The organism is Rhizobium sp. Leaf262, from assembly GCF_001422245.1.
Lineage (GTDB): Bacteria > Pseudomonadota > Alphaproteobacteria > Rhizobiales > Rhizobiaceae > Agrobacterium.
Map to the genome: position 1 here is coordinate 282,096 of NZ_LMMM01000018.1, position 22,322 is coordinate 304,417.

Annotated in this window: 21 protein-coding genes and 1 pseudogene; 10 read left to right on the plus strand and 12 right to left on the minus strand. The window is 58.4% G+C overall.

Features of this window, described 5'->3' with window-relative positions; translation table 11 throughout:
* The first annotated feature begins 540 nt into the window (after window positions 1-540).
* From ASF29_RS18800 to ASF29_RS18815, 4 genes are all read left to right on the plus strand, one after another.
* On the plus strand, window positions 541-1,434 hold the full coding sequence (locus ASF29_RS18800; protein ID WP_062452172.1) for a LysR family transcriptional regulator: 894 nt from the start codon (window positions 541-543) through the stop codon (window positions 1,432-1,434).
* Between the two features lie 94 nt (window positions 1,435-1,528).
* On the plus strand, window positions 1,529-2,176 hold the full coding sequence (locus ASF29_RS18805) for a DUF1007 family protein (RefSeq protein WP_062452173.1): 648 nt from the start codon (window positions 1,529-1,531) through the stop codon (window positions 2,174-2,176).
* Entirely contained in the window at window positions 2,173-3,279 is a 1,107-nt protein-coding gene (locus ASF29_RS18810; protein WP_062452174.1) for a nickel/cobalt transporter, read from the plus strand. The genes ASF29_RS18805 and ASF29_RS18810 overlap by 4 nt, the downstream gene beginning before the upstream one ends.
* A gap of 71 nt (window positions 3,280-3,350) precedes the next feature.
* Window positions 3,351-3,905, plus strand: a complete 555-nt coding sequence (locus ASF29_RS18815; RefSeq protein ID WP_062452175.1) for a hypothetical protein — start codon at window positions 3,351-3,353, stop codon at window positions 3,903-3,905.
* Window positions 3,906-3,980: 75 nt separating this feature from the next.
* Here the strand turns inward: ASF29_RS18815 and ASF29_RS18820 are convergent, their stop codons facing one another.
* The 5 genes from ASF29_RS18820 to ASF29_RS18840 all read right to left on the minus strand — a co-directional run bounded on the left by ASF29_RS18820 (window position 3,981) and on the right by ASF29_RS18840 (window position 7,424).
* A complete protein-coding gene (locus ASF29_RS18820) occupies window positions 3,981-4,796 on the minus strand; it encodes a suppressor of fused domain protein (RefSeq protein WP_062452176.1) in 816 nt (271 codons plus the stop codon).
* A gap of 28 nt (window positions 4,797-4,824) precedes the next feature.
* Complete coding sequence (locus ASF29_RS18825) at window positions 4,825-5,031, minus strand: hypothetical protein (protein WP_062452177.1); 207 nt, start codon at window positions 5,029-5,031, stop codon at window positions 4,825-4,827.
* Window positions 5,028-5,711: a GNAT family protein gene (locus ASF29_RS18830; RefSeq protein ID WP_062452178.1), complete on the minus strand. Its 684-nt coding sequence runs from the start codon at window positions 5,709-5,711 to the stop codon at window positions 5,028-5,030. Before ASF29_RS18830 ends, ASF29_RS18825 begins: the two co-directional genes overlap by 4 nt.
* Window positions 5,712-5,985: 274 nt before the next feature.
* Complete coding sequence (locus ASF29_RS18835) at window positions 5,986-6,687, minus strand: tellurite resistance TerB family protein (RefSeq protein WP_062452179.1); 702 nt, start codon at window positions 6,685-6,687, stop codon at window positions 5,986-5,988.
* Between the two features lie 98 nt (window positions 6,688-6,785).
* On the minus strand, window positions 6,786-7,424 hold the full coding sequence (locus tag ASF29_RS18840; RefSeq protein WP_062452409.1) for a 2-dehydro-3-deoxy-phosphogluconate aldolase: 639 nt from the start codon (window positions 7,422-7,424) through the stop codon (window positions 6,786-6,788).
* A gap of 150 nt (window positions 7,425-7,574) precedes the next feature.
* Between ASF29_RS18840 and ASF29_RS18845 the strand changes: the two genes are divergently transcribed.
* The 3 genes from ASF29_RS18845 (at window position 7,575) to ASF29_RS18855 (ending at window position 10,001) form a co-directional block, all read left to right on the plus strand.
* Entirely contained in the window at window positions 7,575-8,063 is a 489-nt protein-coding gene (locus ASF29_RS18845) for a CYTH domain-containing protein (RefSeq protein ID WP_062452180.1), read from the plus strand.
* Window positions 8,047-8,955: a CHAD domain-containing protein gene (locus ASF29_RS18850; protein ID WP_062452181.1), complete on the plus strand. Its 909-nt coding sequence runs from the start codon at window positions 8,047-8,049 to the stop codon at window positions 8,953-8,955. The genes ASF29_RS18845 and ASF29_RS18850 overlap by 17 nt, the downstream gene beginning before the upstream one ends.
* 101 nt (window positions 8,956-9,056) lie before the next feature.
* Window positions 9,057-10,001 carry a rhodanese-related sulfurtransferase gene (locus ASF29_RS18855; protein WP_062452182.1) on the plus strand — a complete coding sequence of 315 codons (945 nt, stop codon included), beginning with the start codon at window positions 9,057-9,059 and terminating at the stop codon, window positions 9,999-10,001.
* Between the two features lie 237 nt (window positions 10,002-10,238).
* Here the strand turns inward: ASF29_RS18855 and lysS are convergent, their stop codons facing one another.
* From lysS to ASF29_RS18880, 5 genes are all read right to left on the minus strand, one after another.
* Window positions 10,239-11,738, minus strand: coding sequence for a lysine--tRNA ligase (gene lysS / locus ASF29_RS18860; RefSeq protein ID WP_062452183.1), 1,500 nt, complete (start codon window positions 11,736-11,738; stop codon window positions 10,239-10,241).
* A gap of 207 nt (window positions 11,739-11,945) precedes the next feature.
* Entirely contained in the window at window positions 11,946-13,403 is a 1,458-nt protein-coding gene (gene gltX, locus ASF29_RS18865) for a glutamate--tRNA ligase (RefSeq protein WP_062452184.1), read from the minus strand.
* Between the two features lie 99 nt (window positions 13,404-13,502).
* Complete coding sequence (locus tag ASF29_RS18870; protein ID WP_156462733.1) at window positions 13,503-14,864, minus strand: hypothetical protein; 1,362 nt, start codon at window positions 14,862-14,864, stop codon at window positions 13,503-13,505.
* Between the two features lie 154 nt (window positions 14,865-15,018).
* Complete coding sequence (locus ASF29_RS18875) at window positions 15,019-15,765, minus strand: TerC family protein (RefSeq protein WP_062452186.1); 747 nt, start codon at window positions 15,763-15,765, stop codon at window positions 15,019-15,021.
* Window positions 15,766-15,918: 153 nt separating this feature from the next.
* Complete coding sequence (locus ASF29_RS18880) at window positions 15,919-16,572, minus strand: TetR/AcrR family transcriptional regulator (RefSeq protein ID WP_062452410.1); 654 nt, start codon at window positions 16,570-16,572, stop codon at window positions 15,919-15,921.
* A 170-nt stretch (window positions 16,573-16,742) separates the two neighbouring features.
* On the opposite strand from ASF29_RS18880, the gene ASF29_RS18885 reads away from it, so the two are divergent.
* Both ASF29_RS18885 and ASF29_RS18890 read left to right on the plus strand, forming a co-directional pair.
* Entirely contained in the window at window positions 16,743-17,942 is a 1,200-nt protein-coding gene (locus tag ASF29_RS18885) for an HlyD family secretion protein (protein ID WP_062452187.1), read from the plus strand.
* A gap of 72 nt (window positions 17,943-18,014) precedes the next feature.
* Window positions 18,015-19,598 (plus strand): DHA2 family efflux MFS transporter permease subunit, encoded by a 1,584-nt coding sequence (locus tag ASF29_RS18890; RefSeq protein ID WP_062452188.1) that lies wholly within the window; start codon window positions 18,015-18,017, stop codon window positions 19,596-19,598.
* A 259-nt stretch (window positions 19,599-19,857) separates the two neighbouring features.
* On the opposite strand, the gene ASF29_RS24965 is transcribed toward ASF29_RS18890, so the two are convergent.
* Window positions 19,858-20,355: transposase (locus ASF29_RS24965; RefSeq protein WP_156462754.1), on the minus strand; the 498-nt coding region annotated here is incomplete at its 5' end.
* Between the two features lies 1 nt (window position 20,356).
* A pseudogene (locus ASF29_RS24970) lies at window positions 20,357-20,887 on the minus strand (transposase); the annotation flags it as partial.
* A 405-nt stretch (window positions 20,888-21,292) separates the two neighbouring features.
* Here ASF29_RS24970 and ASF29_RS18900 point away from each other — a divergent pair.
* Entirely contained in the window at window positions 21,293-22,318 is a 1,026-nt protein-coding gene (locus ASF29_RS18900; protein WP_062452189.1) for a LacI family DNA-binding transcriptional regulator, read from the plus strand.
* Window positions 22,319-22,322: the final 4 nt, after the last annotated feature.

The following is a 22,322-nucleotide window of genomic DNA, read 5'->3' on the forward strand; positions in this document are numbered from 1 at the left end:
TTATATTCCCTCGAATGTTCCGGCTCTGGAAAAAATCCAGAGGACAAAGGGCGCTCAAGATATGCGCAAAGGTCCAGCTGGTGGAGACGCTGAATCAGTCGCATACGCTCAAGGCGCAATTGTGAACAACGCCCTGCCAAGAGCATCGTTCGGCTTTGTCTGCCATGGGATTGGCGGGAATCATCCCCAACCGCACTTACGGCAATGATGGTGTGCCTCTTTAGTACCCCGGCTGATGGAAAGCCGGCAGAGAACCAGAAAGGCCCGCACCGTCGTTGCTTCGTATGTCCTCGCATTTTCCGGTTGGCCGGAATAGCGACTGGAGGGGTTAGTTCCAGGTACCTTACCGATTTCCTCACCACATCGAGGGTCGGCGGACACACACGGGCACGTGCGACTTTGGGCAACCGGGAGATAAGAATATTCGCGGTCATAATCAAGGGATTTTTTCATCATGTTGCGGTTTTTTTCGGCAGCCACTTTTATTCTTGAACGATGGCGTCCAAGCGTTCAATTATGTGGAACGAACAGGAGATTTCGATGGACACTCTCACCCGTATTCGTGCCTTCATTGACGTGGTCGAAGCGGAGGGATTTTCCGCGGCTGCCCGCAAGACCGGGCGATCCAAAGCGCTGTTGTCCAAATATGTGCGCGAGCTGGAAGACGATCTGGGCGCATTGCTGCTCAATCGCACCACGCGCCAGTTCTCCATGACGGAAGCGGGCCACATTTATTACCGCACCGCCTCAGACATACTCAAGGAGATCGACAATCTCGCCGACCTCGTTCGCGAAAACAATGCCGACCTCAAGGGCAAGCTGCGCCTTTCCGTGCCACGCAGCTTTATCGATGCGGATGTGGGCCAGAGCCTTATCGATTTCGCCAAGGAAAATCCGGAGGTTTCGCTGGAGATCGTGGCCGAGGACCGATTCGTCGATCTGATCGAGGAAAATTTCGATATGGCCATCCGCATCACGAAGCTCGAAGATTCCGGCATGATCGCCAGAAAGCTGGCAGATTTCCGCGTCTATGCAGTGGCCACGCCTGAATTCGTGGCGCGCTACGGCCCGCTCGACACGCCCCAGGATCTGGGCCGTGTCCCGTGCATCGTCGATACCAATTCCCGGTTCCACAACCACATCCGCTACTTCGAGCCGGGTGGCGGCACCAATTCGGTAGCCGTGACGGGCCCCATCGAGGTCAACAGCCCGCAAGCCACGTTGCGCGCGGCCCGCAGCAGCCTGGGTGTCGCCATCGTGCCGGATTTTATCGCGAAGCCACATATTCTGTCCGGCGAACTCGTTACCCTCTTCGATAACGACATATCGCGTGATCGCGGTATCTACGCCGTATATCCGCATCGCCGCTACCTGCCCGCAAAGGTCCGCAGTTTCGTGGACTATCTGTCGAACTGGTTCAGGAAGAACGCCTGACCTTGGCAAGACAAATCCGAGCAAGTCGAAATTCGGTCCCAATTCGCACTAAAATCCACACAGCAGATTCGATCATCGAAACAGACAGGCATCCATGAAAAACGTCAATCTCGCCGTGGCTGCATGCCTGTCAACCTGTCTTGTGCCGTTGAGCGCCATGGCACATCCACACATTTTTGCCGAGGCCCGGATGGAAATCATCGAGGGACCGAACGGCAATGTCCAGGAAGTCCGCAACATCTGGCGCTTCGACGAAATGTTTTCGGCAAGCGTCGTGCTGGACTACGACAAAAACAGCGACGCGAAGCTGGACAAGGAAGAGTTGGCCGATATCGGCAACACGGTGCATGAATCACTGGCTGAGTTTTCCTACTACACCTTCATCACACTCAATGGAAAAGCGGTCGATTTCGGCAAGCCGGATGCAATCCACGTCGATTACAAGGACAATCAGATCCTGATGTTCTTTTCGGTAAAGCCGCAAAAGCCGCTGCCGATCAAGGGCACGCTGAGCTTCGGCGCCTGGGACCCGACCATGTACACCGCCATCGATTTCGCCAAGGATAGCGATATCGTCGTGAAAGGCCCGCATCTGGCCGCCTGCAAGCACAAGGTCGTGCGCCCTAACCCAGACGAGATCATCGCCCAGAACCAGAGCAGCCTGACGGACGCCTTCTTCAACGATCCGACCGGCACCGACATGACCAAACTGTTCGCCACACGACTGGAGCTGACGTGTTGAAAAAGTTGCGACGCACATTTCTGGCGCTTGGAATTGTCCTTGCGGCCGCAACTTTGGCCCATGCCCAGTCTCCTCTCGGCATCGGCTCGGCGGAACCGTCCATTTCCATCGGCGGCCCGCTCGCACCGCTTTTTCAATGGATCAACGTTCACCAGCAAAGCTTCTACAGGTCGCTGACCGGTGCGCTGAGAGCGATGCGTGAAGACCCGTGGGCACTGAGTTCGCTGATTGGCCTCTCCTTTGCCTATGGCGTTTTCCACGCTGCCGGTCCCGGTCACGGCAAGGCGGTGATTTCATCCTACATGATCGCCAATGAAACGCAGTTGAAGCGCGGCATTCTTATCTCCTTCATTTCGGCTCTGCTGCAAGGCGCGGTGGCGATCGCACTCGTGGGTGCCGCCTACCTGGTGCTGCGCGGCACCTCCATCACCATGACCAAGGCCACCCAGGCAATGGAAATTGCAAGCTTTGCCATGGTCGCGATCTTCGGCGCATGGTTGCTGTTTCGCAAGATATGGAGCCTCCTGCGCGAAACCCCGGCACGTACGCCGCTGGTCACCGGCGCTGTCGCGCCCGCCACAGCCATGGTCTTTGGCGGCAACGACATCACCTCGCAACGCGGCATGAGCGACACGCCCGCCCCCCGCACCGGCATGGGCACAGGTTTGCGTTTTCAGGGAAAACCGGTCTTTGCAGACCACGCGCAAAGCGGCAACGGCGATATTTGCGATGCCTGCGGCAAAGCCCACACCCCCGACCCCTCGCTTTTCCAGTCGCGAAACTTCAACCTCACGGAAGCGTGGTCGGCCATTATCGCTGTCGGCCTTCGCCCCTGCTCCGGTGCCATCATCGTCATGAGTTTCTCTGTGCTGAACGGGCTGCTGATGGGTGGTGTCTTCTCGGTCGTTGCCATGTCGCTCGGCACCGCCATCACCGTTTCGCTGCTGGCGGTTCTCGCCGTCAAGGCCAAAGACGTCGCCGTCCGGCTTGCGGGGCCCGGCAGCACCAAAGCCTCTCGTGTCACCCACGGCATCGAAATTGCCGGGGCGCTTTTCGTACTTCTGATGGGGCTCGGCTTGCTGGGCGCCTCTTTGCAGGCGTGAGCGACGGTTTTTTACTACAATATCGACATCCAACGCTTTAGGTTGCACTCCGGCGCGAACAGGAGTGCAGGATGTCGTCGTTGGATGAGACATTTTCGGCGAAGAAAGCAGGTTACACGCTCTGCGCAATAGCCTGTGCTGCTCTGGGCTTTGTCCTTGGCACAGCTATTTTCGATATGGGCGCATCAGTCCATGCGCTTGCAAAGGTTTGGCTGATGATCGCTGCATCGCTGACGGCGGCTTTCATTATCGGCATGGCCGTTGATCGCCTGATGGTCGCAGCCAAAGCTGGACCTTGGCTGACCAAAATCACGGCAGCATTGGAAGTCGGCCTTTCCGTGATCGAGCGCCGCTTCCGGGGTGACCGGACAGATGAAGAATATCAGCGGGCAGAGACCGGAATCTTTATCCTCGCCGCCATCCTGCTTTTGATCGCAACGCTCTTCCTGATCGGCTACTGGACCCTCGTAGCTGTTACCATCGCCATAGGTCTCTGGCTGGCCAGAAGCGTTTTCATTTCTTTTCATGCCAGTCAAAGATACGGCTTGAAAGGTCTGATTGGTTGGACCTGCTCAGGTTTGGCCATTGCAGCGGCCATCATCATCGGCCTGAAGCTTACGGCATGATCGGCCATCCGAAACCCCATCGGGACGGACCGCCCCCACAGGTCGTATAGAAAACGCCCGAAGCCGTGCAAGTGATTACAGCACGTTCGGTCGCGTAAACGCGCTGACATTGCCCACACCACTAGCAGTCAGCTTTTCGACAAGCTCCATCCGCTCCGCCGCGCCATTGGCGCGAATATGGTCGAGCTCGGCGGCGGTGATGATCGTAATCGGCACGATCCTGACAGGGGACAGAGGCATATCGGCAATCTCGGTCTGAAAATCCGGATTTGGGGCACCGATCAGAACCCCGATACAATCATCGTCGGTAATGAAGCGCTTGGGCACCTGCGTCTGCACCGCATGCGACTGGCTGACCCCCGGCACTTCGACCGACAGAACGGTGTAGCGGTCCAGCTGCTCGTTGATGCCGCCTGCACCAGCCACCGTGCCTGCGACATTCTGAAGAACTTCGAAGGCCCAGCTTTTGCCGATGCTGCTGATGTCACCCGCCTGCCCGGCATGCGCGGGATCGATATCGGGCGTCTCGATGAAAAGCTCCAGCTCGAAACCGTTCTCACCGCCGGCCACACCCCGGAACGGGTCGGACAAGCCGTCCGTGGCAATGATGGTCGTATCCTTGCGGCGCACGACGCGATAGGCCTGACGTGTCGTTGGCCAGTCCGGGCCGCCTGTGAAGGACGGGCTGATCAAGTGCGCCAGTACATCGGTCTCGACTTCGCCCACCTCGGCCCAGAACCGGTCACGCTTGCGGCAGGTTTCCTCGAAGAAATGTTCGTCCCATTGCTCTTCTTCTTCCGCGGTCGGTTCGGCTGGAAGCGCGCCCGTTTCGAGCCGTCCATCGTCTTGTTTCGAACCGAACAGGCCGGTCAGGAACTTGAGAAAAGCCATGGATATCCTTTCTAAAACGCGGGCGCTCCTAGTTTCCACGCCTTTGATAGCGCGCCCTCAGCCAGAAGATCAGGAAGAACGCCAGAACGGCGACGACGTCGAAGACGGCGGCAACCCAGACGGAATAGTGTTCTGCCAGCCACAAAGTGATCTTCGGCATGATGAAGAACAACAGGCCGAAGCCAATCAGGATGGCGGCGGCTGCAATGGCGGAGGATGAGCTTTTACCGGTCATGCCGTTATTCCTGCGCGAATGTCTTCGAGCTTCCGCTTCTGAACGCCGTCTGCATCGAAATTGTCGGGCGACAGCCACGTCTCGAATGCCTGACGGATCAGTGGCCACTCGCCATCTATCATCGAAAACCATGCCGTATCACGATTGGCACCTTTCGAGATCATATGCTGACGAAACACGCCTTCGAACACGAATCCATAGCGCTTGGCGGTTGCCTTGGAGTCCTCGTTTTCATTGTGGCATTTCCACTCGTAACGGCGGTAACCCAGATTGTCGAACACATGTCGAGCCATAAGATAATGCGCTTCGGTGGCCAGCGGCGAGCGCTTCATCTTTACCCCATGCGCCACCGAGCCGACCTCGACCACACCGTTCTTCGGGTCCGGCCGCATATAGCTCGCCATACCGACCACGTCACCGGTGGCGTTTTCGATAAAAACCAGGGTCACCCAGCCAAAAGCACTCTGCGCCCCTTCGATCCAGTCGCCAAAGGCCTGCGAGTTGAGAAAGCCATCCTGCGGGAAATATTTGAGCAGATCATTGATACCAAGACCACCCAGCGCGTTCCACAGCTTTTCCAGATGCTGCTCCCGATCAAACGGCACAGCCGTCACGAACCGCCCCTCCAGGGTCACGGGCTGCGGGGCTGGACATCCTTTGAACTGACTGAGATCGCGCATTCTTTTTCTCATAAAATGACGGGAAGACTTACGGTAGGCGGTGGGGAAAGACAACAGAGGATTGGGTGGCGGTGGGTGTGGCTTACCCCCTCTGCCCTGCCGGGCATCTCCCCCTCAAGGGGGGAGATCGGCAGGGCGCTAGAACCCAGCTCTATCCGCAGCGTTGAATATGGGCGAGATCTCTCCGCGAGTCGATCTCCCCACCTGAGGGGGAGATGTCCGGCAGGACAGAGGGGGGTGAGCCACACCCACCGCTGCCAACGATCTAACCCGGTTACACCTTCGCAGCCGAAACCGTTGCCTCGATATGCTCCACCAGCGCATCCGGCAGGCCGAGACGACCAGCCAGCAGATCCAGATACCCACGCTCGGCGCGGCTGTCCGGCTCAATGGTCAGGCGGGAGGCGGTGTAAAGCTCAACCTTCTGCTCTTCCGTCTTGGCAGCGGCCACCAGCGCGTCGACATCCAGCGGGTCGGCCAACTCTTTCTCGATGAAGGCGCCCGCTTCGCTATCAAGCTCGGACACCTGCACCTTTTCCATGATGCGGGCGCGCTCGGCCTCATCGATATGGCCGTCTGCCTTGGCGGCGGCAATCATGGCCTGCACCAGTGTCAGCGCAAAATTGTTGGAAAGCGTTTCCGACTGAGGATGAAACGGCGAGTCTGTTGGCGGCGGCAGCAATTCCTGTGTCGGCTGCGGCTGCGGTGCCGTTTGCGGCGTCTTGCCGGACTGATAGTTCTTGTAGGCGAGGTAACCGAGACCGGCGATAGCGGCAATGCCACCCACCGCTGCGGCGTTACCCGCCAGCTTGCGGCCAGTCTTCGTGCCGAAAATGGCAGCGGCAATGGCGCCTGCCTTCATCGGATTGTTCTTCGCGATTTCGGTGGCCTGTCCGGCTCGGTCCCGCACGCTTCCCGACAGGCCCGGCACCTGCGAACCCAAAAACTGGTCTAGAAGCTTTTTCGCGTCGAACATTCAAATCTCCTGTGTCAATCAATCGTGAAACAGGAGATAGGAAGTCCGGATGCGAATACAAATGGCCGCAGCGTTCACGCCGTCGTGAACGCTCGCACTCAGCCGCGCAACGCTGCCGCTTCGGCAGCAAGCTTGGTAATGCCCGCCCAGTCACCCGCTGCGATCAATTCCTTCGGCGCAACCCAGGAACCGCCAACGCAAACGACGTTTGGCAGAGACAGATAATCCCTGGCGTTTTTCAGCGAAACACTACCGGTTGGGCAGAACACGACATCGGCAATCGGCGAAGACAGCGCCTTGAGGTAGGGCGCACCACCGGCCTGTTCGGCAGGGAAGAATTTCAGAACCTTGTAGCCCTTGTCGCGCAGATGCATGACTTCGCTGGCGGTTGCCGCACCCGGCAGAAGCGGAACCTTCGAACCCTTGGCCGCTTCCAGCACGCTTTTGTTGATACCGGGGCTGACGATGAAGGTAGAGCCAGCCTTGGCAGCCGCTTCGAAATCCTTGGCGTTGAGAATGGTGCCCGCACCCACATGCGCGCCTTCGACCTCGTCAGCAACAGCGCGGATGGCGTCGAGCGCAACAGGCGTGCGCATGGTGATTTCGATGGCCTTCAGACCACCTTCCACCAGCGCGCGGGCCAGCGGCACGGCAGAGGCAACATCCTCCACGATAAGGACAGGCACCACCGGCTGAAGTTTCAGGATGGAAAGCAGCTTTTCGGAATCCTGGGCCATGGCGGTGTCTCCTCTTTTGAATCGATTGAATGGCGCATCAATTACCGCGCAAAGCCTGACCTGTCGAGGCAAAACGAAATATTTCAGTTTCATTGCTTTTTCATGACAGTGGCTTGCGCTAGGGTGCCTGCAAATCGGGCAGGTTGTTGAATGGCAAAAGAAATCGAACGTAAGTTTCTGGTGGCAGATGAGAGCTGGCGCGAGGAAATCGCGACGCGTACGCGCTTTCGCCAGGGCTACATCGTCTCACTGGAAGACCGTTCCGTGCGCGTGCGCATCAAAGGCGACGATGCCGCGACCCTGACCATCAAGATCGGCGTCGGCAGCCTCGTACGCGACGAATATGAATATGACATTCCCGTTTCCGACGCCGAAGAGCTTTTGACCACAGCCCCCGGCTTCATCATCGAAAAAATCCGCTACACCGTGGAGCATGAAGGCTTCGTGTGGGAAATCGACGTGTTCGACGGCATCTATCGCGGCCTGACGGTTGCCGAGGTAGAATTGGCTGCCGAGACCGACCAGCCAGCCTTACCGAAATGGCTGGGCCCTGAAGTCACCGGCGACCGTCGATATTCCAACCAATATCTTGCGACAGACGATCTCAGCACCGAGCTATGCCATGTCATTCAGGATTGATCCGAAAAAGCCCTTTAGCGACGAGTTGCAGCGGATCGGCAATGAACTGATCGACGATGCCATGGCGGCCCTGTCGCAGCAGCCAGATGGTCCGCACAAGGCGGTGCATGAGGCGCGCAAGAAGTTCAAGCGGCTGCGCGCCCTTTACCGCTTCGTGGAAAGCGAAGAACCGGCGTTTCGCAAGGCTGAAAATGACCGCTTTCGCGATATTGCCCGCTCGCTGTCGCAGGCCCGCGAGGCCGCCGCTCTGGTGGAAAGCATCCATTACCTCCAGCAATTCAGCCGTTCGGACGCCGAAAGCCAGGCGCTCGCCTCTGCCCATGACGCTCTTGCAAACCGCCGCGACGCGATGACCGGTGACGATGGCGACCTGCCCGCCCGTATCCGAGACGCTTTGATGGAATGCGAAAAAGGCAAGCACGCCCTGACGCATCTGTCCTTGCCGACATCCCAAAAGACCGCTGAAAAGCTGGTGAAGCAGACATGGCGCAAGCAGCGCAGGAAGGCACTCGAGGCGCTCAGTCAATGTCACGCGCAAGCTCATGATGAGGATTTCCATGATCTGCGCAAAAGCGGACAGGTTTACTGGATCCATCTGGCGCTGATGCGGCGGCTCTGGCCATCGGCCCTACGCGCCAAGAAGATCGATGCCAAACGGCTGGTCGATCTGCTGGGCCATGAACATGACCTCTCGGTCCTTGCCGCCACCGCCGACCACGAGGCGGAGCGTTTCGCCGATGGCAACACGCTTGCCCTGGTGCTGGAGGCGATTATCCACCGTCAGCAGGCACTGCGTCAGGAATGTCTCGATCTGGCCGACCATGTGTTTGCCGAATCCGCCAAAAGCGAAAGCAAAATCATCGGGCTTTTGTGGAAAGACGCTGCCAGCTAGGCCCTGTGGCGGTTTTGACAAAATTCAAAACTTCACGGCAAGGCCCGCATTCAAGCGAAATAAGATTGCCTAAACGCCCGTCTGGCTGTATTTCAGCCGCCATGACCGACACCTCTACCCTACCCCGTCCGGAAGCCACCGGAGAGTTCCTCGTGGCAGCGCTTTACCATTTCGCCCGCTTTCCGCGGTTCGAAAGCGTGCGCGAGCCGCTGTTCACGCTCTGCCAGCAAAATGGCGTGAAGGGCACGCTGCTTCTGGCGGCTGAAGGCATCAACGGCACCATTGCCGGAACAGATGCGGGCATTGCCAACGTGCTTGCCTATCTGCGCGCCCAGCCGGAATTTGCTAGCATCGAGCACAAGGAAAGCCGCGCTTCCAAGATGCCCTTCGTGCGTATGAAGGTGAAGCTGAAGCAGGAAATCGTCACCATGGGCGTGCCTGACATCGATCCGAACCAGATCGTCGGCACCTATGTCGATCCGAAGGATTGGAACGCGCTGATTTCCGACCCCGACACCATTCTTATCGACACCCGCAACGATTACGAAACCGCCATCGGCGTCTTCAAGGGCGCGGTCGATCCGCAGACCAAGACGTTTCGCGAGTTTCCGGGCTGGGTGCAGAACAATCCCGGCCTGCACAACAAGCCGAAGATCGCCATGTATTGCACCGGCGGCATCCGCTGCGAAAAGGCCACCGCCTTCATGAAGGAACAGGGCTTCGATGAGGTCTACCACCTCAAGGGCGGCATTCTGAAATATCTGGAAGAAGTTCCAGAGGAAGAAAGCCTGTGGGAAGGCGCCTGCTTCGTGTTCGATGAGCGCGTGTCGGTCGTTCATGGCCTTGCCGAAGGCGACCACAAACTCTGCCACGCCTGCCGCAACCCGATTACGCCAGAAGTTCGTCTATCCCCGAAGTTCGAGGAAGGCGTTTCCTGCCCCAGCTGCTACGACGACCGCACCGAAGAAGACCGCCAGCGTTTCCGCAATCGCCAGAAGCAGATCGATCTAGCGAAGCAGCGTGGTGAGAAGCATATCGGGCGGTAGCGGGGCAGTTTACGGTTCCGGGTGTTGCTGTGCAGCGCTGCGGTAATTCGCGACCGGGCCACACCCGCCTCCGTCATCCTCGGGCTTGACCCGAGGATCTGCCACGTCTCCTCCGCAGGACCGTGATTAGACCCTCGGGACAAGCCCGAGGGTGACGGTATTTGGTTGCGCCCACCCCACCCAAACAAAAAAAGCCGGGGCATCTCTGCTCCCGGCTTTCGTATCTATTCGTAAAACTCAATCCGCCTTCTGACGACGCGCCGGAAATAGAATGACGTCGCGGATCGACGGTGCGTTGGTCAACAGCATGATCAAACGGTCGACGCCGATGCCGAGGCCACCGGCGGGCGGCATGCCCTGGTCAATGGCGTCGAGGAATTCGTCGTCCAGCTGCTTGTCCTTTTCGCCGCGGGCATGGGCCTGTTCCAGCTGTTCGACCATGCGCTTGCGCTGCTCTTCCGGGTCGTTCAGCTCGGAGAACGCGTTGCCCACTTCCCAAGCGTTGCAATAGCTTTCAAAACGTTCGACCAGACGCGGCTCGCCCGGCACTTCCTTGGCAAACGGCGAGATATCCTTCGGGAAATGCGTGACGTGGCTTGGCTGGATCAGTGTGCCCTCGACCTTTTCTTCAAAGATGAAGGCTAGGCATTCACCCCAAGTCCAGTCCTTCTCGACTTCGAAACCGGCGGCCGTGGCGGCAGCGCGAGCTTCCTCGTCGGTCTTGATGGCAAGGAAGTCGATGCCTGTCGCTTCCTTCACCGCATCCGGCATCGGCACGCGCTTGAACGGACCCTTGAAGGAAATCGTCTTGCCCTGGAACTCAAGCTCGGTCGTGCCATGGATGGCAATGGCCAGCGTTTCAAATAGGCGTTCCACGAGACCCATGATGTCTTCATAGTCGGCATAGGCCCAGTAGCATTCCATCATGGTGAATTCTGGATTGTGCCGGGTGGAAACACCTTCATTGCGGAAGTTACGGTTGATTTCGAACACCTTGTCCGACAGGCCCGACACCAGCGTGCGCTTCAAAAACAGTTCCGGCGCAATGCGCAGATACATGTCCTGCTTCAGCGTGTTGTGGAAGGTCTTGAACGGATCAGCCGTCGCACCGCCATAGACGGTCTGCAACATCGGTGTTTCGACTTCGAGGAAGGCTTCGTTTTCCATGAAACGGCGAATGCCGGAGATGATCTTGGAGCGCTGCTGGAAGCGCAGCTTGGATTCCTCGTTAGAGAGAATATCCAGATGGCGCTTGCGATAACGGATTTCGATATCGGAAATCCCGCTCCACTTCTCCGGCATCGGCAGCAGAGACTTGGTCAGCATGGTGATTTCTTCGGCATTGATCGTCAGTTCGCCACGCTTGGTGCGACGCACCTTGCCTGTCACGCCGATGATGTCGCCGATATCGATCATCGGCAGCATCTCGCGGGCCGCTTCCGGCGTCGTATCCTTGTGGCTGAAAATCTGAACCTTGCCGGAGGCGTCATGGATATCCATGAACATGCCGGAATTGCGGTTGGAGTAGACACGACCCGCAACCGTCACCGTATCGCCGGTTTCGACATCAGACTCGATCTCGGCATATTTTTCCGCCAGCTCGGCGTTGGTCAGCGTGCGGTGAAAATGGGCGGGATAGACGTCGCCAACCTTCTCGCGCAGCATCGCCAGTTTCTGGCGGCGCACTTCGGTTACGTCGGAGGAAAGAGCGGTCGTTTCGGGTGTCTTGTCGGTCATCGTGTCAATTCCTGTTGCGGCATTGCCGCGGCGGCCATTGGATCCGTATCTCCCTCATTCCTGTGCTTGTCACAGGAATCCAGTGCGCCCAAGTCTTCGGGCGCGGGAGACTCTCATTCGTTCTTTCACGGCGCAGACGCGCCGTGGCTGGATTCCTGTGACAAGCACAGGAATGAGGGGTGGGTGTGAGACCCTCCCCGGCAAACATCAACTTCCAGCGCCAACCATCGTCGCCGCAACCGCAATCGCCACCTTCAACCGCTGACGCACCACGGAACGGCCCAGCACGGCCATCGAGTCAAACAACGGCAGCGACCGCGAAGAACCGGACATCGCAACAAACAGCGGCGGCGTCACCACGCGCAGCTTCTTGCCGGTACGCTCTGCCACATCGCGCAATTCCGCTTCGATGGATTCCAGCGTCCAGTCTGGCATTTTTTCCAGATCGGCGGCAACCGTGGTCAGGATTTCGTGGATTTCTTCCGGCTTGCTCTTCAGCCCGGCGAAGGATGCGGGCGTCAGGCCTACATCGCTCGACAGCAGGAAGCCAGCGAGGTTCGGCAGATCGCCCAGCTTGGAAATACGGCTTTGCGAAAGCTTCAAACCTTCCGTCAGACGTGCATTTTCCATCGCCCATTCCAGCGTGCGGGCAATGAACTCGTCCTGGGTCAGCTTTTCACGCAGCCAGCGACCGTTCAGCCAATCCAGCTTCTGAATGTCGAAGATAGCACCGGCCTTGGACAGCGCTTCCGGGTCGAACTTGCCCGCCAGCTCATCCATGGTCAAAAGCTCTTCGCCTTCGCCGATCTGGATGAAGAACAGGCCGAGGAAGTTCATCAGCGCTTCCGGCAGATAGCCGAGGACGGAGTAGTAGGAGATCGATGTCGGGTTCTTGCGTTTCGACAGCTTGGACTTGTCGGCATTGCGCATCAAGGAGAGATGCATGAATGTCGGCTGGTCCCAACCGAAATAGCGATACAGCAGAATGTGCTTCGGAACGGATGCGAGCCATTCTTCGCCGCGCGCCACATGGGTGATCTTCATCAGATGGTCGTCGATGACGTTTGCCATGTGATAGGTCGGCATGCCATCGGCCTTCATCAGAACCTGCATGTCGACGCTGTCCCAAGGGATCGAAACATCGCCGTAAACACCATCGGTGAAATCGCAGGAGCCTTCGGTCGGGATTTTCATCCGTACGACGGTGGCTTCACCGGCTTGCATACGGGAGGTGACTTCCTCTGCCTTCAGATGCAGACAAAGACCATCATATTTCGGCGGCTTGCCAGCGGCGCGCTGCGCTTCGCGCATTTCCGTCAGACGCTCGGCCGTGCAGAAACAGCGGAAGGCGTGGCCTTTTTCCAGCAGCTCGTCGGCAAATGGCTGGTACATATCCTTGCGGTCGGACTGGCGGTAGGGGCCGTAGGGGCCGCCAACGTCAGGGCCTTCCGACCATGTAAGGCCGGTCCATTTCAGCGCTTCCAGCACCTTGTCTTCATATTCGCGCGTAGAGCGATTGGCATCGGTATCTTCGATGCGCAAAATGAACTCGCCACCGTGTTTTTTCGCAAACAGGTAGTTGAAAAGCGCGATATAGGCGGTGCCGACATGCGGCTCGCCAGTGGGGGAAGGTGCAATACGGACGCGGACGCCGGAAGTGGTCATTAGGGCCTGCTCAATGAAAATACGCGCCAAAAGGGGCGATTGCTTCAATCTCGGAATGAATTGGCCTTAGCACATATTCTGAGGTGAGCGTCAAGGTTTTTAGGGTTTTTGTGGCGGCGGCGCGGGTTGCCATTCCAGCGATACGAGTTTGGCATCGGCCCGGCGCGCCGCGTTGGTGACGACGGTCTGATACGTCGTCGTGCCCGTCTCCAGAAAAACGGAAAGCATCCTGTCGGCCAGGTCCTTACCTTTTCTGAGCATCTCGATGCGCTGTTCCTTAGTCAGCTGCGTGCCGTCGAACTCGCCATAGCGCAGGAAGCTCACCGCAAGTTTCATGTTCACGTAGTTCTTACCAGCTTCGGAATCATCCGATGTGGCTTTTGCCAGAGCCTGCTGCTGAATGTCTAGGCCTTTGCGAAGATCGTCTTCCGTGTCGAACACCTCACCGCGCAACATATGGGAATCGCCCAGATTGGAAAGCGTTTCCCAGCTGACCTCGCCGTCGAGTTCCTTCTGTTTGTCTGCCGCCATCTGGTCGAACCGAAGCGCCTTTTCCACGTCGGCCCTGTCACGGGAAATAAAGGCAACACGACCATAGATCGACCCGAGGCTTGCGGTCAGGGATTGCTGTGCGTCTGCATCCACCTTGTCCTTGTAGCGTTTCTCGGCCTCTTCGAGTGCAGCAACACCACGACGCAGATAGGTCAGCTTTTCATCACCCTCGACAATTTCAGACGCATAGCCGTAACTGCCGGCCAGACCCTGCGCATAGTAAATTTCAGAATAAGGCTCGCCGGTCGTATCCCGATCATGCGCTATCTGTGTCAGTTCGATGCTCAACATCAGCTTGCTGATATCCGATGACCAGCGCCCAACGGCTTCCACCGCACCACTGGCATTGCGAGCCGCATTTATCATGCAGTTGGGATCGTCGACCAATCGGCACAAAGCCATCCGCGCCTGCACGACTTCGGTTGTGAAAGCATCCTTGAACAGGAAAGCGGGACTGTAATAGCGCTCCGGGTGTTTGGCGAGGCTGGCAACCCAGTACTGGTCGAGAACGGAAAGCGCCGCCTGCGGCGCATTGCGTGGCGCGGCTTCGAGTGCTTCGCGCAGGGCTGCAAGCCCCATCGCGACGGCGTCCTCCTGCACGGACTGGTTTTCCGGGTCATCATTCGTCATCACCAGAAGCGGCAGTTGAGAAACCGTCTCTGCCAACGTCGCCGATCTTTCCAGAGGCGAAAGCGTCTCGTGCTTTTCACAAAATCCGATTGTAACCGCCCCCTCCGCCCTGTTCGTCAGCAGTTCGCCAGCCTTGGCGCAAAATGCCACATCACCGGGATAGTGAAACCGCTGTAGAATGGGCATCGAAATTTCGGCATGTCTGCCGTTTTCACCGCTGAAGGTCCATGTGTCCGGAACGGCCGCTTCGGTGCGGGTGTCCGCAACCGGCTGGGGCACGTGAAGCTTTCCCCAAAATGCGGCGCCGATAAACAAGACCAGCAGGGCGCAAAAGGTCACATGCGACAAATATCTCATCGTTTACCGCCATGTTCTGGAAAAAAGGCCCGCGGTGAAGCGAGCCTTTGCCTAGTCGTAAACGGTGCTACCGCGCTCAGTGCACAGTGCCCTTCTTCTTCCGGCGTGCATTGCGCGACACCATGTTGAGCACTTCCACCAGGGCGGAAAACGCCATGGCGGCATAGACGTAGCCCTTTGGAACATGGAAGCCCATGCCTTCGGCGATCAGCGTCGTGCCGATCATCAGCAGGAACGCCAGCGCCAGCATGACGACGGTCGGGTTCTTTTCGATGAAGTTGGCCAGCGGGTTGGCGGCCAGCAGCATGACGGTGACGGCAAAGACGACGGCGACGACCATGATCGGGACGTGCGGGGTCATACCGACGGCGGTGATGATGCTGTCGAGCGAAAAGACGAGGTCGAGCAGCAGAATCTGCGCGATGGCGGATGAGAAGCTGGCAACGGCGGTGCCGACCATGTCTTCCTTGTGATCTTCGGGGTCCACATTGTGGTGGATTTCCTTGGTCGCCTTCCACACGAGGAAGAGACCACCACCGATCAGAATCATATCCTTCCACGAGAAGCCGTGGCCGAAGAGTTCGAAGACGGGTTCGGTCAGCTGGACGATCCAGGCGACGGTGCCCAGCAGGCCCAGACGCATGATGAGAGCTAAGCCGATACCGATGCGTCTTGCTTTCTCACGCTGATGCTCGGGCAGCTTGTTGGTCAGAATGGAGATGAAAATCAGGTTGTCGATGCCAAGCACGACCTCCATGACGATGAGGGTGACGAGCGCCACCCACGCAGCGGGGTCGGACAAAAGAGGGATTATAGAATCCACGAGCCTGTTTTCCTTTTCAGCTATCCTGCTTCGACAATTCGAAACGCCACAGTTTTATATTCGAATGCGCGAGAAACAAGCGTGTGACAGTGCCGCGACGCTATATTTACTCGGTATTTCGCGCATTGCGAGAAACCCGGATGCTGAATGGCCTCAAGCGGCCTTGGTTCCGTAGGCCGCCATAAAAACGTCGATGGCGCTGGAAAGGACACGGTTGGCTTCTTCCGGCGGCGTTTCGCCGTTGAGTTCGCCAAACAGCCGCATTTTGAAGAACGTGCCGGTGGCAAGCTCGATGAACTGGCGCGCGGCAAGGTCCACATCACTGATAACCAGCGTACCCTGCTCGACATGATGCTGCAGAAAATCGCGCAGAACGACCCGCACATTATTTGGTGCCGCAACGAAGAATCGTTGCGAAAGCTTGGGCATACGGTCGATGACGCCAAGCACTGAGCGCATGGCAGGTATCATGTCAGTGCATGTCACTTTGTGAATAAACGCGTCGCCAAACTGCCACAGCCCGTCGCGCACCTCTTCCGTGCCTGCCAGAATATCGCGCATGGAATGGGCAAATTCCGCCCGGTGCCTGTCGATCAAGGCTGCGAAAAGTTCGTCCTTGTTCTGGAAGTAGACGTAGATTGTACCTTTGGAAACAGAGGCTTCGCGGGTTATATCGTTCATGCTGGCGGCATCGAAGCCCTTTTGCTTGAACACCCGCCATGCACCGTCCAGAATCTGTTCGCGCTTGGCCGGGTCTTCACCCGCAGCAAAGCGTCCCGCAGGAGAAGCGGTATAGATATCCTCCATGGTCTTGTCTTCGGTCACGCGTCGATCCGCCAATCGGTTTTAGATTCGATTCAATATATCGAACCAAACGGTTCGATGTCACTTGATATGTGATAGAAAAAAGATTAAGTCAATCGAACCGAACGGTTCAGTTCGAAGTTATCTCTTTTTTCACAGTAAGTGGTGTTACCATGTCGGCCCAGAAAAGCGGCGCAGTCCGCGCAGTGAATTCGCCAGATGAAACCGAAGCCCGGGCTGACGAGGCAAAGCCAGCAGAGGCCCAGCAGCCTGCTGCGCCCGCTCAGCCCGCCGCGCCCGAAAAGAAGAAGGGCAGATCCTTCGTCTTGCCGGTAGTGGCCGTTGCACTTCTGGCCGCCGGTGGCTGGTATGGGTATCAATACTGGACGGACGGTCGTTTCCTCATTTCCACTGACGATGCCTATGTGCAGGGTGACATCGCCGTCATCGCGCCCAAGGTTTCCGGCTACGTCGCCAAGGTCGATGTCGTCGCCAACCAGGAAGTGAAGGCAGGCGACACGCTGGTCACGCTGGATGATGGCGATTATCGCAACGCTCTGGAGCAGGCTGAAGCCCAGCTTCAGACACAACAGCTTTCGCTCAACCGTATCGATGCGCAGATTGCCGGTGCGGAAGCATCTCTTGCGCAAGCCGTTGCCCAAAAGGGTTCTCTGGATGCCGCCCTGCGCGGTGCAGACATCAATCTGAAGCGCGCCAGCGAACTCCAGTCCAAGGCTGTCGGCACCGTCGCATCGACGGACAATGCCCAGATCGCCATGGAACAGGCCAAGGCCAATCTGGTTGCCGGTGAAGCCAGCGTCGTATCCGCTCAGGCCAATATCGACCTGCTAAGAGCCCAGCGCAAGGAAGCCGAAGGCTCGGTCAAGTCGCTTGAAATTTCTCGCGACAAGGCTGCCCGCGACCTGTCCTTCACCGTTCTGCGCGCCCCTTATGATGGCGTCATCGGCAATCTCGCCGTCCAGACGGGTGATCTCGTCTCCGTTGGCAAGCGCCTCGCATCGCTGGTTCCGATGGACGACCTCTACATCGATGCCAACTTCAAGGAAACGCAGCTCGCCAAGATCGAGCCCGGCTCCAAGGTACGCGTCCATGTCGACGCCTTCGGCGACCACGACATTCAGGCCACGGTTCAGTCGATTTCGCCAGCCTCCGGCTCTGTCTTCTCGCTGCTGCCACCGGAAAATGCCACTGGTAATTTCACCAAGGTCATTCAGCGCGTGCCGGTTCGCATCGTCTTCTCCAAGGAAGATCTCGCCAAGCACAAGCTTCGTGCCGGTTTGAGCGTGGTTGTCGATGTCGATACCCGCACATCACCGGACAATAGCCAAACGGCGCAGGCCCAGTCGAAGTAACGTTGTTTTCACGCAGTTCCGCAGCCAAAGCCGCATCCCGCTTTTGCCGGAACTGCCCTAAGGACCAAGATCATGGCGGCAACAGCCAGTATGGCGGGCGGCAACGCCGCGGCGATCGATCCTCCGATGGATCGCAGACGCCTCATCGCGTTCTTCGCGATGGTGTTCGGCATGTTCATGTCGATCCTCGATATCCAGATCGTGTCGGCGTCTCTTGCGGAAATTCAGGCCGGTCTGGGTGCCGGGTCCGATGAAATCGCCTGGGTACAGACCTCTTATCTGATTGCGGAAGTCATCATGATTCCGCTGTCGGGAACGCTGGCGCGTATCCTCTCGACGCGGGTGCTGTTTGCCACCTGCGCCGCTGGCTTCACCCTTTCCAGCGCCCTGTGTGCGACCGCGACGAACATCGACCAGATGATCGTTTACCGCGCCATACAGGGCTTCATAGGCGGCGGCATGATCCCATCCGTCTTTGCCGCCGCCTTCACCATCTTCCCGCCCTCCAAGCGGGCGGTGGTGTCCCCCATCATCGGCCTTGTTGCGACGCTGGCCCCGACCATCGGCCCGACCGTCGGCGGTTATCTGTCCAATGCCTTTTCCTGGCACTGGCTGTTCCTCGTCAACATCATCCCCGGCATCATCGTCACCATCGTCACATGGAACTTCATCGACTTCGACAAGCCCGAACGGTCCTTGATGAAGAAGTTCGACTGGTGGGGCCTGATCTCCATGGGCGTCTTCCTGGGCTCCATGGAATATGTGCTGGAAGAGGGTAACAACAACGACTGGTTCAACGATAGCCACATCGTGATCGGTGCGCTTGCCATGACCATCGGAGGCGTCGTGTTTTTCTGGCGTGCCTTCAAGGTGGATTTCCCGGTCGTGGACCTCAAGGCCTTCGCGGACCGAAACTTTTCCATCGGCTCGCTGTTTTCCTTTGTCATGGGCATCGGTCTTTACGGCCTGACCTATATGTATCCGCTTTATCTGGGGCGCGTACGCGGCTACGATGCGTTGATGATCGGCGAGACGATGTTCGTCTCCGGCCTCGCCATGTTCTTCACCGCGCCGATTGCGGGCAAGCTCTCCACCAAGCTCGACCTGCGCATCATGATGGTCATCGGCTTCATCAGCTTTGCCTCCGGCACATGGATCATGACCCATGTCACTGCCGACTGGGATTTCTATGAGCTGCTGATCCCGCAAATCCTGCGCGGCTTCGGGTTGATGATGTGCATGGTGCCGATCAACAACATCGCACTCGGCACCCTGCCCCCAGCCCGCATGAAAAATGCCTCCGGCCTGTTCAACCTCACCCGTAACCTCGGCGGCGCGGTTGGTCTCGCGGTCATCAACACCATGCTCAGCCAGCGCACGGACGACCACTATTTCCGCATTGCCGAACATGTGAACTACAGCAACCCGGCAGCACTGGAATGGCTGAACAGCGTCGGCGCCAACTATGATTCCTACGGCATGGACGGCTCCTCCGTTGCCGTCAAGAAGCTCGTCGGCATGGTATCGCAACAGGCATGGCTACAGGCCTTTGCCGATGTGTTTCTCGGGCTGACCATCCTGTTCAGCGGCCTGATCCTGCTGACCCTGCTGATCAACAAACCCAAAGCCGCCCCACCCCCGGACGCCGGCCACTAATCCTCCAATCCACCGCAGCGCCGAGGGTCGCCAGAAATGGCGGCCCTTTGTTTTTTGGGGTGCACGGCATTCTTGGAGGTCGCGGGTGGGACTCACCCCCCTCTGCCCTGCCGGGCATCTCCCCCTCAGGTGGGGAGATCGCTAGACGCGTTTTCGTCACTCCATCATCGACGTCAAAGATGGGGCGAGAGGTCTCAACGAGTCGATCTCCCCACCTGAGGGGGAGATGCCCGGCAGGGCAGAGCGACTGTCTTGGCAGTCAAGCGCTTTGCCATGGTTTATTCTCCCGGATGATGGCGTTGAGGATGGTGAGCAGYTTGCGCATGGTGGCCACRATGGCGACGATCTTGGGCTTGCCGGACGCCACRAGACGATCGCGGAATTCCTTGAGGTACGGGTTGTGGCGAGATGCGACCAGTGCGGCCATGAACAGCACGGCCCGCACCTTGGAGCGCCCGCCACCGATGAAGCTCTTGCCTTTCCACTTGCCCGATTGCCGTGTCCATGGCGCCAGTCCCGCAAGCGATGCGATCTGACGTCGGTCCAGACTACCCAGTTCCGGCATTTCGGCCAGAAGCGTGCGTGCCGTGGCCCGTCCCACACCCGGTACCGAGGTCAGCAAGGCCTCGCGCACACGCCACAGGGGCGACTTGCGGATATGGTCATCCATGTCGGCATCGATGCTCTCCATCTCGCGGCGCAGTGCCGCCAACAACCGTTTGATGCTCTTGTGCGTGSTCTTGTCCAACGCCATCCGNATGGTCATCCATGTCGGCATCGATGCTCTCCATCTCGCGGCGCAGTGCCGCCAACAACCGTTTGATGCTCTTGTGCGTGGTCTTGTCCAACGCCATCCGTAGCCGGTTTTCCTCCGCCACGATCATCTGCACGATCTGTCGCCTGCGATCGACAAGGGTCGACAAGGCCTGGGTTTGCGCATCGCGCAGCGGGCGGATCTGCGGTTTCGTCGCCACGACGAAAGCGGCGATCAGGGCTGCATCGATCGTATCGGTCTTGGCACGCCGGCCGATCGCACTGGCATAGGCCCGCACCTGCGCCGGGTTGACGACGATCACGCAGATGTCGCACGCCGCAAGTTTTGCGACCGCCAGCGTTTCGAAACCGCCCGTCGCCTCCAATGCGACGAGATCGGTCTTTTCCGCCTTGAGACGACGCACCAGCTCTTCGATGCCGTCATGGTCGTTATGGACGCAAAAGCTTGCGCCTGACGGTGAAACCGCAACGTCGAGGCTGTCTTTGGAGACATCTATGCCAACGATAATATCCATCTTATCCCATCCTTGCCTAAGCGGGCTTTGCTCGCGCAAGCGGCCCTGGCGACTGTTCGGGTTCGATGGAACGGCGGATGTACGACCGGGCTCTGCCACGGGCTTGGTGTCCCAAGCGGGCTTTGCTCGCGCAAGCGGCCCTGGCGACTGTTCGGGTTCGATGGAACGGCGGATGTACGACCGGGCTCTGCCACGGGCTTGGTGTCCCAAAGGGGCTTMGGTCTCACATCCGCCACCGCAACCGGCATTAAAACGCCAAATGACGGTGAGGGGAAGTTACAAGGGGGGTAAGCCACACGCACAAGCCTTAAAAGCGATCCCCCAACCCACTTCCTGAGGTACGTACGTCATTTTCTGATTTACGTACCTCAAAAACTTCTTTATGGAATCCTCCCAGGAGGAAGCATGAAGCCGACAGTTCACGATATTGCCTCGAAAGCTGGCGTTAGCTTGGCTACCGTTGACCGGGTGATCAACCTGCGTCCGGGTGTGCATGCGGTTACGCGCGCCAAGGTCGAGGCGGCGATTTTGGAGCTGGGTTATGTGCGCGATATGGCCGCCGCCAATCTGGCCAAAGGGCGCTCTTACGCGCTGGTCTTCATTCTACCTAACAACGACAATTCCTTCATGGCCGGTCTTCGGGCAGAGGTGCGGGCCGCTGCCTCGCGATCCTATCTGGAGCGCACCTCAATCCGCATCATCGAAGTGCCGCCTTTCGATGCGGCGGCACTTGCGCAGGCGCTGGATGTGGCACGACAGGAAAAGCCCTCGGGCGTCGCCTTCGTCGCCATCGATGCCGAAGATGTGGTGGAAGCAGCGGATCGGCTGGCCGATAGCGGCATCGCCGCCGTCACCCTCGTCTCTGATATCACCGGCTCCCGGCGCGATCATTTTGCGGGTGTCGATAACGTCGCCGCAGGCCGCACCGCTGCCAGCCTGATGGGCCGGTTTCTGCCGGAAAAAGGCGGTGATGTCGCGGTTCTGGCAGGCTCCATGCTGGTCAAAGACCACCGCGAGCGGCTGGCCGGGTTTCGCTCCGTGATAGACGAGGAATTCCCCGATCTTCGCCTTCTGCCGGTTCTGGAAGGGCGCGATGACCCTGAAACTGTGGAGCAGCTGGTTTCGGAATGCCTCAACGCCAATCCGCAGCTTCTGGGTCTCTACAGTCTGGGTGCCGGCAATCGCGGTCTCATCAAGGCGCTGAAATCATCGCGCCAGCCGTCCTCGCCTTGTGTCATCGCCCATGAACTCACCGAAAACACCGCCAACGGATTGGCCGAGGGCGTGCTGGATGCGGTGCTGAACCAGGATGCGGGCCATGAGGTGCGCAGCGCCATCCGCGTGCTGAAAGCCCGCGCAGATGGCCTTGCCGTCATCGAGGCGCAGGAACGCATCCGTATCGACATATTCTTGCGGGATAATCTCCCCTGACACT